Below are 15,394 nucleotides of genomic sequence, written 5' to 3' on the forward strand. Positions count from 1 at the left end.
TAGATGGCCGCTCGCGCGCGGCGCCTCGGCGGGCCGCTGCGCCAGCTCGACGCCGGCCTGCACGGCGGCCAGCGGCGTCTTCAACTGATGCGCGGCATCGGCGAAGAAGCGCCGCCGCGCCACCTGCATGCGCTGGATGCGCGCGACGTACTGGTTGATCGACTCGACCAGCGGCGCGATCTCCCTGGGCAGGCCGTCGGCCGGCAGCGGCGCGGGATCGTCCTCGGCGCGCGCGGCCACCGCCGCCGACAGCCGCGACAGCGGCCGCAGCCCGCGCGACACGCCGAACCAGACGATGCCGAGCGCCAGCACGATCAGCAGCGCCTCCTGCTTCAGCGAGCCGGTCAGGATCTCGCGCGCCAGCGCCTGGCGCGCCTCGATGGTCTCGCCCACCAGCACGCGCACCAGGCGCGTCTGCGCGGTCGGCACGTCGTGCACCGGCAGGCGCAGCGCGGCCATGCGCAACTGCTCGCCGCGATAGGGCGCGTCGTAGAACACCGGCTGGAACGGCTCGGCATTCGCCTCGGGCTGCGGCAGGTCCGGATAGCCGGTCACGTTGCGGCCGCCGTCCTCGCGGATCTGATAGTAGATCTTGCCGCCGTCGTTGGACTCGAACATCTCCAGCGCCAGGTAGGGCAGGTCGACGATCACCTCGCCCTGGTCCAGGCGCACGCCCTCGCGGATCGACTTCAGCGAGGAGGCCAGGGTGCGATCGAAGGCGTGGTGTGCGGCGCTCATCGCGCGCTGGTAGGTCAGCCAGGAATCGAGCGCGAGCAGGCCGAGCAGCGGCGCGAGCAGCCACAGCGCGACCTGCATGCGCAGGTTCAGGCGACGCATGGGTCCTTCGCTTCCAGCAGGTAGCCGAGCCCGCGCAGCGTGACGATCGCCACGCCGCGGCCTTCCAGCTTGCGGCGCAGCCGGTAGACGTAGATCTCGATCGCGTCGGCGTTGACCGATTCGTCGATGCCGAAGATCTTCTCCGAGAGCGCCTCCTTGTTGATCGCGCGACCATTGCGCAGGATCAGCACCTCCAGCACGGCGCGCTCGCGCGGCGTCAGCGCCAGCGGCTCGCCGGCCAGGCGAAAGCCGCCGTCGACGCTGTCGAACTCGAGCGGCCCGCAGGCCACGCGGGTCTGCTCGTGGCCGTTGCTGCGGCGGATCAGGGCCCGCGTGCGCGCCTCCAGCTCGGTCAGCTCGAAGGGCTTGGCGAGATAGTCGTCGGCGCCGAGGTCGAGGCCGCGCACGCGATCCTCGACCGAGCCGTGCGCGGTCAGGATCAGCACCGGCACCGCGTTGCGGCGCGCGCGCAGGCGCCGCAGCACCTCCAGCCCGTCGAGCTTGGGCAGGCCCAGGTCGAGGATCACCAGCGCGTAGTCCTGGGTGCGCAGCAGGTGGTCGGCGGCCTCGCCGTCGGCCATGTGATCGACGGCGAAACGCGCGGCCGCCAGCGCGTCGGTGAGCGACTGCGCCAGGGAGGGATTGTCTTCAACCAGCAGCACGCGCATCGCGACCTCGGGAAATCCATGACGAAACGGACGCTATTGTGGCCCGAAACGAAAGCAGACTGAAAGTGCCCGCCGCTTACGATCCGCGTCACACAAACGAACACAATCCCGCCCGGGGTTTCATCTGGAGGAAGACATGCAGCACGCAAAGACAGGCCGCGCGGCCGTTCTGGCCACCGCCGCCCTGCTCGCCGCCGGCGTCGCGGAAGCGCAGGTGCCGACCGGTTATCCGGGTAACTACCAGGGCGTGATCGACGCCGCGAAGCAGGAAGGCCGGCTGATCGTCTACTCGACCACCGACACCAGCCTGGTGCGCCCGCTGATCAAGGACTTCGAGAGCCTGTACGGCGTCAAGGTCGAATACAACGACATGAACAGCACCGAGCTGTACAACCGCTACATCAGCGAGAACGCGGCGAAGAGCACCAGCGCCGACGTGCTGTGGAGCTCGGCGATGGACCTGCAGATCAAGCTCGTCAACGACGGCCTGATGGCCAGCTACGATTCGCCCGAGACCAGCCACATCCCCGGCTGGGCGCAGTACCAGAAGCAGGCCTACGGCACCACCTTCGAGCCGCTGGCGATCGTCTACAACAAGCGCCTGATCGCCGACAACGAGGTGCCGAAGACGCGCGCCGAGCTGATCAAGCTGCTGCAGTCGCAGCCCGAGCGCTTCAAGGGCAAGGTCACCACCTACGACATCGAGAAGTCGGGCGTCGGCTTCAACTACCTGACCCAGGACGCGCACGTCAACGAGACCGTCACCTGGGAGCTGGTGCGCGCGATCGGCGCGACCGGGCCGAAGCTGCAGTCGAGCACCGGCGCGATGATGGAGCGGATCTCCTCGGGCGAGAACCTGATCGGCTACAACATCATCGGCTCGTATGCCTATGCCAAGGCGAAGAAGGACAAGTCGATCGGCTACGTGTTCCCGCGCGACTACACCCAGGTGGTGAGCCGCCTGGCCACCATCTCGAAGCAGGCCAAGAACCCCAACGCGGCGAAGCTGTGGGTCGACTACCTGCTCTCGCAGCGCGGCCAGACGCTGATCGCGAACCAGGCCAACCTCTACTCGATCCGCGGCGACGTGCAGGGCGAGACCTCGATGACGGCGCTCACCAAGTCGCTCGGCGATTCGCTCAAGCCGATCCAGATCGGCGCGGGCCTGCTGGTCTATCTCGACCAGTCCAAGCGCCTGGCCTTCCTCAAGCAATGGCAGCAGGCCATCAAGCGCTAGACGGCCGGCGCTGAACGCGGGGCATCGCCCCGCGGCGGCGCCCTCGCCTGCCCGCGCCCCGTCCGGGGGCGCGGGCGCTCCCCACCCACTTCATACGATGCGGCCCGCGCGGCCGCAGGGGCGAACTCATGCTCACCACCAGTCCTTCCGGTGCCGCCGACGCGGCGCCATCCACGCGCGCCGGCGCCGCGATTCCCGCGCCGCGCCGCGGCGGCCTCAGGCCGCTGGCCGGCATGCTGCGCTGGCTCGTGGTCGCGGTGCTGACCGTCGCGGTCGCGCTGCCGCTCGGCTTCATCCTGTTCCAGAGCCTGCTGTCGGCGCCGTTCTTCGACGCCAATCGCAGCTTCGGCCTGGACGGCTTCCGCTTCATCTTCAGCGATCCCGACTTCTGGTCGGCGGTGCGCAATTCCTTCACGATCGCGGGCGGCATGCTGTTCATCTCGATCCCGCTGGGCGGCATCCTGGCCTTCCTGATGGTGCGCACCGACCTGCCGGGGCGCCGCTGGCTCGAGCCGCTGCTGCTCACGCCGGTGTTCGTCTCGCCGATGGTGCTGGCCTTCGGCTACGTGGTGGCGGCCGGCCCGGTGGGCTTCTACTCGGTCTGGTTCAAGGAGCTGACGGGCCTGCAGACGCTGCCCTGGCAGATCTACTCGATCGCCGCGATCACGCTGATCGTCGGCCTGACCCACGTGCCGCACGTCTACCTGTATGCCTCGGCGGCGCTGCGCAACCTCGGCTCGGACGTCGAGGAAGCCGCGCGCGTGACGGGCGCCCGGCCGTTTCGCGTGGCGCTCGACGTGAGCCTGCCGATGACCATGCCGGCCCTGCTGTTCGCCGGCGTGCTGGTGTTCTTCCTCGGCTTCGAGGTGTTCGGGCTGCCGCTGGTGCTGGGCGATCCGGAAGGCCACCTGGTGCTGGCCACCTACCTCTACAAGCTCACCAACAAGCTCGGCGTGCCGTCCTACCACCTGATGGCGGCGGTGGCGATCTGCATCGTCGCGATCACCTTCCCGCTGGTGTTGCTGCAGCGTCGCCTGCTCAGGAGCGCGAACCGTTTCGTCACGGTCAAGGGCAAGGCCGGGCGCGCCACCGTGCTGCCGCTGGGCGGCTGGCGGTGGCTGGCGCTGGCGATCGTGATCGCCTGGCTGGCGCTGACCGTGGTGGTGCCGATCTCGGGCATCGTGCTGCGCGCCTTCGTCACCAACTGGGGCGAGGGCGTGGCGCTGGCCGAGGTGCTCACGCTGGCCAACTTCGTCGAGCTGTTCGAGCAGGACAACCTGGTGCGCGCGATCCTCAACACGCTCGGCATCGGCGTGATCGGCGGCGCACTGGCGATCGGCTTCTACACGCTGGTGGCCTTCGCCGGACATCGCCGCCACGACTGGGCCACGCGCCTGCTCGACTACCTGGTGCTGCTGCCGCGCGCGGTGCCGGGGCTGCTGGCGGGCCTGGCCTTCCTGTGGATCTTCCTGTTCGTGCCGGGCCTGCGCGAGCTGAAGAACTCGATGTGGAGCATCTGGGTGGCCTACACCGTGGTCTGGCTCGCCTACGGCATGCGCCTGATCCAGAGCGCGCTGCTGCAGGTCGGCCCGGAACTGGAGGAAGCCGGCCGCAGCGTCGGCGCGAGCCGCGCGCGCGTCTCGCTCGACGTCACCCTGCCGCTGGTGCGCTTCGGCCTGCTGGCCGCCTGGCTGCTGATCTTCATGATCTTCGAGCGCGAATACTCGACCGCCGTCTACCTGCTCTCGCCGGGGACCGAGGTGATCGGCGCGCTGCTGGTCTCGCTGTGGGCAACCGGCGCCGTCGACCAGGTGGCCGCCCTGTCCGTCATCAACATCGCGATGGTCGGCGCCGGTCTCGGCGTGGCCTTGCGCTTCGGAGTCAAACTTCATGGATAAGCTCAGCGTCGACGATCTCCATCTCAGCTACGGCAGCAACCCGATCCTCAAGGGCGTGTCGTTCGAACTGAAGGCCGGCGAGGTGGTCTGCCTGCTCGGCGCCTCGGGCAGCGGCAAGACCACCCTGCTGCGCGCGGTGGCCGGCCTCGAACAGCCGCATGCCGGCCGCATCACGCTCGATACCCGCGCCTTCTTCGACGGCGCGCGCGGCCTGAACCTGCCGGTCGAGGAGCGCTCGCTCGGGCTGGTGTTCCAGTCCTACGCGCTGTGGCCGCATCGCACCGTGGCCGACAACGTCGGCTACGGCCTCAAGCTGCGCCGCGTGTCGGCCGCCGAGACGCGCCAGCGCGTGCAGGCCGCGCTCGACCAGCTCGGCCTCGGCCATCTCGCCGGCCGCTATCCGCACCAGCTTTCCGGCGGCCAGCAACAGCGCGTGGCGATTGCGCGCGCGCTGGTCTACAACCCGCCCGTGATCCTGCTCGACGAGCCGCTCTCGAACCTCGACGCGAAGCTGCGCGAGGAGGCGCGCGCCTGGCTGCGCGAGCTGATCGTCTCGCTGGGGCTGTCGGCGCTGTGCGTCACGCACGACCAGGCCGAGGCGATGGCGATGTCGGACCGCATCCTGCTGCTGCGCAACGGGCGCATCGAGCAGGAAGGCACGCCGGCCGAACTCTATGGCGCGCCGCGCACGCTCTACACGGCCGAGTTCATGGGCAGCAACAACCGGCTGGAGGCGCGTGTCGAGGCGGTGGCCGGCGAGCGCGTCACGCTGGCCGGCGAGGGCTGGCAGTTGCAGGCGCTGGCGCGCGAGGCGCTCGCGCCGGGCCAGCCGGCGCAGGCGGTGATCCGCCTCGAACGCGTGCAGGTGGCCGACGCGCCCGGCGCGAACCGCCTGCCGGCCGAGCTGGTCACCTCGATGTATCTCGGCGATCGCTGGGAATACCTGTTCCATTGCGGCGCGCTGCGGCTGCGCGCGTTCGGCCAGGTGCCGCGCGCGGCCGGCCCGCACTGGCTGGAGTTCCCGGCCAACGACTGCTGGGCCTTCGCCTCGGCGGGCTGAGGCCTCGCCCGCCTCGCTTCAGACTGCCGGCCCGCCGCGCCGGCCGGCAGCCGTCGTCCGCGGAACGATCGAGCGCGGTCCTTCACGAGCCACGTCGCATCGCCCGCTCTTATCGCAGTCCTCACCAATCGATAACAACCAGACTGGAGACATCACCGCATGAACCCGCTTTTCCGTCCGCGCCATCGCCGCCCGCCCGCGCCGCTGGCCACCGCCGTCGCCGCCGCGCTCACGCTGGCCCCCTGCGCCGCGCAGGCCGCCTCCTCGGTCACCCTCTACGGGATCATGGACGCCGGCCTCGAATACACCAGCCACGCCGCGCCCCAGGGCGGCGACAGCTTCAAGCTGCGCTCGGGCACCAAGAACACCTCGCGCTGGGGCCTGCGCGGCGTCGAGGACCTGGGCGGCGGCCTGCAGGCGGTGTTCCGGCTCGAGAGCGGCATCGACATCGCCAACGGCACGCTCGACGACGGCGCCGATTCGATCTTCGGCCGCCGCGCGGTGGTCGGCCTCAAGGGCAAGTGGGGCGAGCTCACGCTCGGGCGCAACTTCACGGTCACCTACGACTACGTGCTGCCCTTCGACCCGATGGGCTACGCGCAGAACTACTCCTGGGCGACCAGCTCGACGGCCAGCGGCAACCGCAAGGACGGCCTGTTTACGCGCGCCTCGAACGCGGTGCGCTACGACGGCGAGTTCGGCGACTTCCGCTTCGGCGCGATGGTCGGCCTCGGCAACACGCCGGGCAGCGTCAAGACCAGCTCGAAATACGGCGTGGCCGGCGGCTACGAGCATGGCCCGTTCGCGGCGGTGTTGACCTTCGACCGCCAGAACGGCGCCAACGACAGCGTGCTGCCGGCCGACCCGGTCAACTACGCGCAGCAGATCCACGCGGCACTCAGCTACGACTTCGGCAAGCTCAAGACCATGGCCGGGTATCGCAACTACCGCCGCAGCCTGCATGCCGGCGACGTCACGCAACTGAGCGACACCTACTGGCTGGGCGGCTCCTACCAGTTCACGCCGACCTTCACGCTGATCGCCGCCATCTACCACCAGGACCTCAAGGGCGGCACCGACGCCGACCCGACCCTGGTCTCGCTGCGCGCGAACTACGCGCTGTCCAAGCGCACCGTGCTGTTCGCCTCGGGCGGCTTCGCCTTCGCGCGGCACGGCCAGAACACCAGCGTGTCGCGCGACCTGGTCGGCTACGCGAGCAACCAGGTGGGCGCCACGCTCGGCATCCAGCAGCGCTTCTGAGCGATGCGCCCATGAGGTGCCGCCGAGGCGCCGTCAAAGCGCACGATCGTTCGCGGAAAAACGCGGCGGCCTTCACGGCCGCCGCGTTTTTTTTGCCGGATCCGTAAAGCCGGCCTCGTAAGCACAACGAAAACCTTTAACAATGCTTGCTGCGATCTGATGAATCCATTCACGAATCCGCGCACAAATACACACGAATTTCATCAAACCGGGGTGCCTCGGAAACATATCCTCCTGTTAAGATTGTTTCCCTGCCTGCAACACCCGAATCGATTTACATGAATCGCACGATTGACCATCGCAATCTGACGATGCTGCTGCTCGAGGCTCGTGAGACGCTGATCGGACGCTTCCGCCCGATCCTCAAGGAAGTCTCCCTGACCGAGCAGCAGTGGCGGATCATCCGCCTGCTCGATGGCGAGCCGAAGGGCGAGCTGGAAGCCGGGCAGATCGCGAAGCGCTGCTGCATCCTGAGCCCGAGCCTGACCGGCGTGCTCGAGCGGCTCGAACGCGACGGCATGATCACGCGCATGCGCTCCACCGAGGACCAGCGCCGCCTGCTGGTCGCGCTGACCGAGCGCAGCCGCCAACTGGTGCGCCGGATCGGGCCGCGCATCGACGATCAATACCGCCAGCTCGAACAGCAACTGGGCTCGGATACGCTGCGCGACGTCTACTCCGCGCTCGACCGCCTGCTCGAAGTCGCCTCGCCCAACTGAGCGCGCGGCACGCGCCGCGATCCGCTCCCTTCCCCGCCCGCGCCTCGCCGGGCCACCGCACGATTCCCCGCCCGCCTCCGCTGGACCGACGAGTCTGTTCGTCATGACGCGATGCCGTCGCGCGCGGCTTCGTCAATTCCAGGCGTGACGCGCCGGCTTCACGCCGTTCAGGTAGTAGTTGCCGACCAGGTGATACTTCCAGCGCACCGGATCGTGCAGCGTATGCGTGCGCGCATTGCGCCAGTGACGGTCCAGGCCGTGCTCGGCCAGCGTCGCCTGGGTGCCGGCCAGCTCCAGCAGCTTCTCGCCGGCCAGCAGGGCCGCCTCGGTGGTCAGCACCTTGGCCTCGCCCACCGCCACCGAGGCGCGCGCCACGTCGTCCTCGCTCACCTCGCCGCGCGCGGCGATCTCGTCGAGCGTGCGCGCCGCGCGCTCCAGCAGCGCCTCGGCCGCGTGCAGGCGGATCACCAGGTTGCCGGTCTCGCGCAGCGTCAGCGGATCGTCGGCGGCGCGCTCCACGCCGCTGTCGACCCAGGCGCGCGAGCGCTCGCGCACGAAGCGCAGCGTGTCGTCGAGCGCCGCGCGCGCGATGCCCGCGTCGATCGCGGCCTGGATGATCTGCGAGATCGGCCCGTTCAGGGTCGGCTGGTCCGACACGCGCTGCGCCGGAAATACGTGCGAGGCCGGCACCCGCACGTCCTCTAGCCTGACCGTGCCGCTGGCCGTGGTGCGCTGGCCGAAGCCGGACCAGTCGTCGATCACCGTGAGGCCCGGCGTGTCGCGCGGAATGTAGGCGAGCCAGGCCTGCCGTTCCTCGTCGAGGCCGAGCACCGGCACGTAGTGGGCGAACAGCGCGCCGGTCGAGTAGAACTTGGTGCCGTTCACGCGCCAGGTCTCGCCCTCGCGCACGATGCGGGTCTTCAGATCAAGCACGTGCTTGGTGCCGCGCTCCGAGAAGCCGTTGCCGAAGCGGCGGCCGGCCAGCACCTCGGCGAAGAAGGCGCGCTGCTGCGCCTCGCTGCCGGTCAGCGCGATCACGTCGACCAGGCCGTAATGGTTCTGCGGCAACTGGCCGAGCGAGGGATCGGCCGCCGAGATCAGCTTGACCACCTCGGTCAGCGTCACGAAGGACACGCCCGCGCCGCCATGCGCCTTCGGCACCGTGATCGCCCACAGCCCCGATTGCGAGAACCACTCGATCTCCTCGCGCGGCAGGCGCCGCTCGCGGTCGCGCTCGATCGCGCCGGCCGCCAGCCGCGCGGCCAGCTCGCGCGCCACCGCCAGCGCCTCCTGGTCGGAGGCGATCACGTGGGCGCGCGCGGCGGTGGATGCCGCCGGCGTGGTAGCGGCCGTCGCGACGGCGGAGGTCGGGGTGGTGGCGTCGAGGGTGGACATCGGCATCTCCGTGCAGGGAATCGAGGGGAACGAAGCGACAGGCAGGCGGCCAATCTAGCAATCGCGCCCCCACCGCCCAAGCGATCGATTCGGGAATCGATATTCCCGCGCGTGAGCTCGCCGTGACACACCAGTCATCACACCTCTTCGCGCGACATGATCCACCCGATAAGGCACGAAAATGCGCAAACGATATCGCTCCCGAGGCCGATGCAGCGAACCTATGACGGCCGCATGCCCAGTGCGGCAATTTTATTGCGCACCCATCTTGTGTTTAGCTGGGAGACCTCTAGACTGTTTACTTCCCGCCTTCATCCATGCCATCCAGGAGACGATTCCATGCGCCTCACGATACGGATCAACGCAAGCAGCCAAGCCACCTCGCGCCAAGCCTCGTATGCGGTGCTGTGGGTCGACACCGACGAGCAGCTCTGGTCGCGCGAGGCACATCAGGGCATCGATCTGCCGCAATGGGGGAAGGTGAAGCATGTCGAGGGCGCGGTCGCGCTCTGCGCGGCCGACGGCGACGAAGCGCTGTGCCGGTTGCAGGGCCTGTCGATCGATCGCGTGATGGGCGTCGCCGCCGATGCCGGCCAGGGTACCGCGCTGCTCGGCAGCAGCAGTTCCGACGGTGCATGGCGCCTGCAGGCCGTCGATCGCTGCGCGACGCAATCGGAGAACCGCGGCTTCACCGTGGTTCGCTGAAGTTACTCGCTGGTGTTCTTCGCTGAAGTTGCATGAGCGGCGCGTTCGCCGGCTCACTTCCAGCGAGCGGCTTCGAAGCCCTCACCTGCCGATCATCAAGGCGCCCGGCGCAATGCCGGGCGCCTTTCTCTTGCGGGCCAGGTTCGCATGCGGCGCAAGCCGCGCCTTGACGGAGCCGAAGCCGGCCCGGCGAATCCCGGGCTGCCCCAGCTTCCTCGCTCTCGCGCCACCGCCTTCGGTCCCTTGTCGGGCGGCCCTGAGCCGATCCTCAATCGTTCCGGGCGGAAATTTGCACACTTCATACCAATTCGCGCAAACGTTTCGCTCGATGCAACGTTCACGTTCCTTGACGTTACGTCACAGGGGAACAGCGCCGTAACAATTCGCCCCTTGCTACGTAACAGACCGTCGAGCGCGCCATGCAGGCCAACGCGAAGCCCACGTCACGCTTCCGAAGCCACCCCGACAATTCCTTTTAAATCAGATGCTTGCGAAAAATTTCCAGTCGGCTCCGCCGAACCTCGCACGCTGGCCCGCTTATTGCAGAGTAGAGGGCGTTCCGCTCCGGGGCCATCAGACTAATTGCGAGGACCATCATGGATTGCAAGTATCTGTACATCGACAACATAAAAATCAATTTCATCCGCCGCTCGATCGAGATCGAGGGCCAGCAGGTCGACATGACGCCGCGCGAATTCGACGTGGTCGAATTCCTGCTCGACAACATGAACAAGATCGTGCCGCGCCAGGCCATCCAGGAAGCCGTCTGGGGCCGCGAACTCGGCGTCTCGTCGCGCACGCTCGACACCCATATTTCCCGCATCCGTTCGAAGCTCAAGCTCGACAACGACAAGAACATGCGGATCATCCCGATCTACTCGATCGGCTATCGGCTGGTGCTGTTCGGCGCGGCGATGACGCATGTCGAGCCGCACGACGAACCGACGCTGCGCCGCAGCCCGCAACCGGGCGCGCCGCTCACGCACGCCTTCGCCTGAGTTCCACCGGCCGACGCGCGCGCCGCTCGCGGCTCGCGCGTCGATCGGCCAGGACTTCGCGATGCCGCCCGGCGGCATCGCAACCCCGCCGCCTCACGGCGACTGCCTCGCCATCGATGCCTGTGAACGCAACCAGGCCGCGATGGATCACGGGCGCCGACGCAAACGTTGGCCGGCGCCCCTCCTCCCTCCAGCCGCCGCTTACTGCCCGTAACGATCGAGCAGCTTCGCGGTCACGCCATTGGTCCAGCCGAAGCCGTCCTGCAGCGGGTACTCACCGCCGCCACCGCCGCCCACGCCGGAGCCTTCCACCACATACTTCTCGACCAGCTTGCCCTCGCTCGCGTAGACGCCCTTCACGCCCTTCAGGAAGCGCTGGCCGATCTCGTCGGCGAGCGGCCGTTCGCCGTAGCGCGACAGCCCCTCGATGGCGATCCACTGCAGCGGCGCCCAGCCGTTCGGCGCGTCCCATTGCTGCCCGGTGTTCTGCGTGGTGGTGGCCAGCCCGCCCGGTTGCAGCAGCGTGTCGCGCACCTGCTGGGCGGTCGAGATCGCATGATCCGGCGTGGCCACGCCGGCGAACAGCGGGTACAGCGCGGCCGCGGTGAGGCCGTCGCGCGGCTGGCCGAGCTGCCAGTCGTAATCGCCGTAATAACCGTTCGCGTTCCACAGCCAGTGATTGATCGCCGCGTCGCGGCGCGACGCGCGCGCCGAGAAGTCGGCCACGCAGGCCGCGTCGTGCGTGACCGTGCAGCCCGTCACGATGGTTTTCTCGAGGTGGTACATCAGGCTGTTCAGGTCGATCGGCACGATCGCGGTGGTGCGGATGGTCGCCAGCGTCTTGCCGTCGCCGAGCCAGCGCGAACTGAAATCCCAGCCGCTCTCGGCGCCCGCGCGCAGGTCGCGCCAGACTTCCGGAGCCGGCCGGCCAGCCGCCGACTTCGCGGTCTGCACGTCCTCCAGGTAGGACTCGTCGCGCGGCGTCGCGCTCGCATCCCAGTAGCGGTTCAGGACCGCGCCGTCGGGCATCGTCACCACGTGCGCGGTGGCCGCGCCGCGCGCCGTGCCGCTCTCGCCCTGCATCCAGTACGCGTATTCCCTGCGCAGCGCCGGCAGGTATTTCTGATAGACGCCGTTGCCTTCCTTCTCGGCGGCCAGCTCCACCATGTAGGCGAAGAACGGCGGTTGCGAGCGGCTCGCGTAGTAGGTGCGATTGCCGTTCGGCACATGGCCGACGGTATCGATCAGGTGCGCGAAGTTGTCGAGCATGTCGTCGACCAGATCCTCGCGGCCGGCTTCCTGCAGGCCCAGCATCGTGAAGTAGCTGTCCCAGTAGTAGCCCTCGCGGAAGCGCCCGCCCGGCACCACGTAGGGCTTGGGCAGCGTGATCAGCGAGCCGTTGGGCGAGGCGCCCTCGGTGGTGCGCGTCAGGTGCGGCCACAACCAGTCGATATGCGCGCGCAGCGTCTGGTTCGCCGGCGGCGTGACCACCGCGTCGACCGGCGGCTTGAAGTGCTGGGTGACGAAGTCGCGCAGCGAGAAGCCCGGCGCGTCCTTCTGCTGCGCGTAGAGCCGCATGATGGTGGCCGCGTCGGCATCGGGCGTGGTGTCGACGAAGGTCTTCTGGTCGGGATAGATCTGCTGGGTCTGCACGGCGGTGAACAGTTCACCGTACAGCTCGCTGGGCGGCGGCAGCACGCCGCTCAGGCGCGTCTGCGGCGGCGCGGCGGCATCCTCGCCGGGGCGTACCACGGGCTGCGTGTCGGAGCAGGCCGGCAGCGAGATGCAGGCGGCGGCCAGCACGAAGGCGAGGCTGGCACGGCGGCGCAGCGTGCGCGGCAGCTTCGGTCGGCGCGCGACGGCGTTCGCGGCGAAATATTTCGCTGTGCGATCGAATGCGGCTTCCGGAGAAGGGTTCGACTCGTGTCGGGCTGGAATGACGGCCATCTTCGGTCCTTTGTTATGAATTCCGGGAATCCGATGATGCCCGAGGCGGGCGCGGGCCGCGCCGGCAGTTCTGCGAGCTTGTCAGGCGAAACGATACCGTGCCTGGCCTCGTGAACCGCGCGGCGCGAGCAGGCGTCATGCCTTGCGCGCCGCCCGCGCTGGCCGGGTCAGGTGCCTGGCTCGTGCCTCACAGGCCCGCCTGCCCGGGCTCCGCGCGCAGATAGGCGAGCACCGCCCGCAGCGCGCGCCGCTCCAGCGCGTCGGCATCGGTCTCGCCGGCCTCGCCCGCCATGTCGGTGATGCCGCGCACCATCGCGAGCACATCGCGTGCCGCGACCTCGGGCGCCGCGAGCGGCGGCGCATCGGGCTTGCCGAACGCGATCGCGATCGCTTCCAGCCCGCGCGCGGCCACGTAGCCCACCCGGCCCTCCACCGGCAGCCGCCGCTCCTCCATGTCGATCAGCCGCGCCAGCGCGGGACGGCGCAACTGGTGCGCGACGGCCGCCCGCACCATCGCCGCGAGGATCGAGGCGCAATCGGGCAGCTCGATCGCGCGATCGAAATCGGCGAGCAGCGCGCCGGTCTCGCGCTCGATCAGCGCGGCCGTCAGGGCATCGCGATTCGGGAAGTACTGGTAGAGCGAGCCGATGCTGACGCCGGCACGCGCGGCCACCGCATTGGTGGTGTAGGCATCGAGCCCCTCGCGCTCCAGGATGCGCGCGGCGGCCTCGACCAGCGCCTCGACGGTGGCCGCCGAACGGCGCTGGACCGGCGCCTTGCGCGGCGTCACGTGGTTCCTGGCGGGGGATTTCGTCATGGGCGGGATGCAGGGCGCTTCGAATATGAGCGAACGCTCGTATTCTAAACGGTTGGCTGCAGCCTTCGCGAACGCGATCGGCAACGGGTGGAAATCGATGCGCACACATCCACGACATGGCGTTCCATACGCCACGCGAACGCGAGCGCGCGACACGCCCCCGAACCCGCCACGCAGTACGCGACGCGTTCGGCGGCGATGCCTCCAGATGCGCCCAGATGCTCGAACGGGAACGGTTCCGCTAACGCCAGCAGAGGGATCGATGCAATAATGTCGGCTTTGCCGCGCGTCGACCCCCAATGCCGCTCGCAGTCCATCCGTTCATCGCACCGCTGATCGTCGCCTGCGCGTTGTTCATGGAGACGGTGGACGCCAACATCATCGTCACCGCGCTGCCCGCGATGGCACGCGCCTTCGGCCACAACCCCGTCACCCTCAATATCGCGATCACCGCCTACGTGGTCGGGCTCGGCGTGTTCATCCCGATCTGCGGATGGCTGGCCGACCGCTACGGCGCGCGCGCGGTGTTCCGCACCGCGATCGGCATCTTCGTGGTGGGCTCGCTGATGTGCGCGGCCTCCACCAATCTCGAGCTGTTCACCTTCGCGCGCTTCGTGCAGGGCGTGGGCGGCGCGATGATGGTGCCGGTCGGGCGCATCATCATCTTTCGCGCGGTGCCGCGCGCGGACCTGATCCGCGCCATGAACTACCTGAGCCTGCCCGCCTTGTTCGGCCCGGCCGCGGGGCCGTTGCTGGGCGGCTTCCTCACCACCTACCTGCACTGGCGCCTGATCTTCTTCATCAACGTGCCGATCGGCATCTACGGCATCTACCTCGCCAACAAGTACATCGCCAACACGCACGAAGCGAACCCGGGCCCGCTCGACTGGTTCGGATTCCTGCTTTCCGCGGCCGGCGCCTCCTTGCTGCTGATGGGCCTGACCATGCTCGACGGCGCGCTGATCAGCCCGCGCGACGCGGTGCTGATGTGCGTGGCCGGCGCGCTGCTGCTGGGCGGCTACGTGCTGTACGCACGGCGCGCGACGATGCCGGTGCTCGAGCTGCGCTTCCTGAAGATCCCCACCTTCAACGCCAGCGTGATGGGCGGCTCGCTGTTCCGCATCGGGCTCGGCGCGGTGCCGTTCCTGTTACCGCTCACGCTGCAGGAAGGGCTCGGCATGAGCGCCTTCGATTCGGGGCTGATCACCTGCGCCTCGGCGGTCGGCGGCACGCTCTCGCGGCTGCTCTCGCAACGCCTGCTTCGGCAGTTCGGGTTCCGCCGGGTGCTGATGGTCAATGCCGCGCTGGCGGGCCTCGCGATCGCGATGTACGGCACCTTCTACCCGGGCATGCCGGTGTGGGTGATCTGGGTGATCGTGCTGGTCGGCGGCATCTTCCCCGCGCTGCAGTTCACCAGCCTCAACTCGGTGATCTACGCCGAGATCCAGCCGCGCGACATCGGCCGCGCCACCAGCCTCGGCAGCGTGGTGCAGCAGATGTCGCTGGGCCTGGGCGTGACGGTGGCCGGCATCGTGCTGCACCTGTCGGCCGCGCTGCGCGGCCACCCTTCGGTGCAGTGGTCGGATTTCTGGCCGGCCTTCCTGGTGGTGGGGCTCTGCTCGTTCGCCTCGATCCCGATCACGCGGCGCCTCGCGCCGAACGCCGGCGACGAGATCGCGCGCGGCAAGCGCGGCTGAGCACGCGCGAGTTCGAGCGCGAGCATGCCAATCGCATCGGCGAGTTCGAATTCAGGCGGGAAAGAGGCGGCGCGGCGGCCCTGGAAAAAACGGCTCGCGCAAAAAAGAAATCGGCGGACATCCACATCGGGCCTGGAGAGCCGTTCGGATATCCGC

Annotated in this window: 12 protein-coding genes and 1 pseudogene; 8 read left to right on the forward strand and 5 right to left on the reverse strand. The window is 68.8% G+C overall.

Translation table 11 applies throughout. The features are described 5' to 3' along the window. Positions 1-837, reverse strand: an 837-nt coding sequence (locus F3J18_RS22625; RefSeq protein ID WP_166914332.1) for a sensor histidine kinase, incomplete at its 3' end; no start/stop codon positions are given. After that, the gene (locus tag F3J18_RS22630) at positions 825-1,505 is read right to left on the reverse strand and encodes a response regulator (RefSeq protein ID WP_166914334.1); all 681 of its coding nucleotides are present in this window, start codon (positions 1,503-1,505) and stop codon (positions 825-827) included. The genes F3J18_RS22630 and F3J18_RS22625, both read right to left, overlap by 13 nt. Positions 1,506-1,641: 136 nt before the next feature. On the opposite strand from F3J18_RS22630, the gene F3J18_RS22635 reads away from it, so the two are divergent. The 5 genes and pseudogenes from F3J18_RS22635 (at position 1,642) to hpaR (ending at position 7,679) form a co-directional block, all read left to right on the forward strand. Then, entirely contained in the window at positions 1,642-2,742 is a 1,101-nt protein-coding gene (locus tag F3J18_RS22635) for an ABC transporter substrate-binding protein (protein WP_025097545.1), read from the forward strand. A 128-nt stretch (positions 2,743-2,870) separates the two neighbouring features. Then, on the forward strand, positions 2,871-4,640 hold the full coding sequence (locus F3J18_RS22640; protein ID WP_166914336.1) for an iron ABC transporter permease: 1,770 nt from the start codon (positions 2,871-2,873) through the stop codon (positions 4,638-4,640). Continuing rightward, positions 4,633-5,700, forward strand: a complete 1,068-nt coding sequence (locus F3J18_RS22645; protein ID WP_025097547.1) for an ABC transporter ATP-binding protein — start codon at positions 4,633-4,635, stop codon at positions 5,698-5,700. Before F3J18_RS22640 ends, F3J18_RS22645 begins: the two co-directional genes overlap by 8 nt. A 261-nt stretch (positions 5,701-5,961) precedes the next feature. After that, positions 5,962-6,960: pseudogene (locus F3J18_RS22650) on the forward strand (porin); the annotation flags it as partial. Positions 6,961-7,238: 278 nt separating this feature from the next. Beyond that, positions 7,239-7,679: a homoprotocatechuate degradation operon regulator HpaR gene (gene hpaR / locus F3J18_RS22655; protein WP_025097549.1), complete on the forward strand. Its 441-nt coding sequence runs from the start codon at positions 7,239-7,241 to the stop codon at positions 7,677-7,679. 132 nt (positions 7,680-7,811) lie between these two features. On the opposite strand, the gene F3J18_RS22660 is transcribed toward hpaR, so the two are convergent. Further along, a complete protein-coding gene (locus tag F3J18_RS22660) occupies positions 7,812-9,074 on the reverse strand; it encodes an SfnB family sulfur acquisition oxidoreductase (RefSeq protein ID WP_166914340.1) in 1,263 nt (420 codons plus the stop codon). A 339-nt stretch (positions 9,075-9,413) separates the two neighbouring features. Between F3J18_RS22660 and F3J18_RS22665 the strand changes: the two genes are divergently transcribed. Next, positions 9,414-9,779, forward strand: coding sequence for a DUF3564 family protein (locus tag F3J18_RS22665; protein WP_025097551.1), 366 nt, complete (start codon positions 9,414-9,416; stop codon positions 9,777-9,779). 596 nt (positions 9,780-10,375) lie between these two features. Further along, positions 10,376-10,777 carry a winged helix-turn-helix domain-containing protein gene (locus tag F3J18_RS22670; RefSeq protein WP_025097552.1) on the forward strand — a complete coding sequence of 134 codons (402 nt, stop codon included), beginning with the start codon at positions 10,376-10,378 and terminating at the stop codon, positions 10,775-10,777. A 201-nt stretch (positions 10,778-10,978) separates the two neighbouring features. Here F3J18_RS22670 and treA read toward each other — a convergent pair whose 3' ends face one another. Then, positions 10,979-12,724: an alpha,alpha-trehalase TreA gene (gene treA, locus F3J18_RS22675; RefSeq protein WP_166914342.1), complete on the reverse strand. Its 1,746-nt coding sequence runs from the start codon at positions 12,722-12,724 to the stop codon at positions 10,979-10,981. Between the two features lie 187 nt (positions 12,725-12,911). Further along, positions 12,912-13,541: a TetR/AcrR family transcriptional regulator gene (locus F3J18_RS22680; RefSeq protein ID WP_166914344.1), complete on the reverse strand. Its 630-nt coding sequence runs from the start codon at positions 13,539-13,541 to the stop codon at positions 12,912-12,914. Between the two features lie 299 nt (positions 13,542-13,840). Here F3J18_RS22680 and F3J18_RS22685 point away from each other — a divergent pair, with 299 nt between their 5' ends. Beyond that, complete coding sequence (locus F3J18_RS22685) at positions 13,841-15,238, forward strand: MFS transporter (protein ID WP_166914346.1); 1,398 nt, start codon at positions 13,841-13,843, stop codon at positions 15,236-15,238. Positions 15,239-15,394: the final 156 nt, after the last annotated feature.

Source organism: Burkholderia sp. Ax-1720, assembly GCF_011753035.1.
Lineage (GTDB): Bacteria > Pseudomonadota > Gammaproteobacteria > Burkholderiales > Burkholderiaceae > Burkholderia > Burkholderia gladioli.

What these genes read in the sequence shown, in the direction of transcription:
- F3J18_RS22665 (WP_025097551.1), top strand. Translation starts at nt 9,414, where the DNA reads ATGCGCCTCACGATACGGATCAACGCAAGCAGCCAAGCCACCTCGCGC.
- treA (WP_166914342.1), bottom strand. Translation starts at nt 12,724, where the DNA reads ATGGCCGTCATTCCAGCCCGACACGAGTCGAACCCTTCTCCGGAAGCC.
- F3J18_RS22630 (WP_166914334.1), bottom strand. Translation starts at nt 1,505, where the DNA reads ATGCGCGTGCTGCTGGTTGAAGACAATCCCTCCCTGGCGCAGTCGCTC.
- hpaR (WP_025097549.1), top strand. Translation starts at nt 7,239, where the DNA reads ATGAATCGCACGATTGACCATCGCAATCTGACGATGCTGCTGCTCGAG.
- F3J18_RS22685 (WP_166914346.1), top strand. Translation starts at nt 13,841, where the DNA reads ATGCCGCTCGCAGTCCATCCGTTCATCGCACCGCTGATCGTCGCCTGC.
- F3J18_RS22660 (WP_166914340.1), bottom strand. Translation starts at nt 9,074, where the DNA reads ATGTCCACCCTCGACGCCACCACCCCGACCTCCGCCGTCGCGACGGCC.
- F3J18_RS22645 (WP_025097547.1), top strand. Translation starts at nt 4,633, where the DNA reads ATGGATAAGCTCAGCGTCGACGATCTCCATCTCAGCTACGGCAGCAAC.
- F3J18_RS22640 (WP_166914336.1), top strand. Translation starts at nt 2,871, where the DNA reads ATGCTCACCACCAGTCCTTCCGGTGCCGCCGACGCGGCGCCATCCACG.
- F3J18_RS22635 (WP_025097545.1), top strand. Translation starts at nt 1,642, where the DNA reads ATGCAGCACGCAAAGACAGGCCGCGCGGCCGTTCTGGCCACCGCCGCC.
- F3J18_RS22680 (WP_166914344.1), bottom strand. Translation starts at nt 13,541, where the DNA reads ATGACGAAATCCCCCGCCAGGAACCACGTGACGCCGCGCAAGGCGCCG.
- F3J18_RS22670 (WP_025097552.1), top strand. Translation starts at nt 10,376, where the DNA reads ATGGATTGCAAGTATCTGTACATCGACAACATAAAAATCAATTTCATC.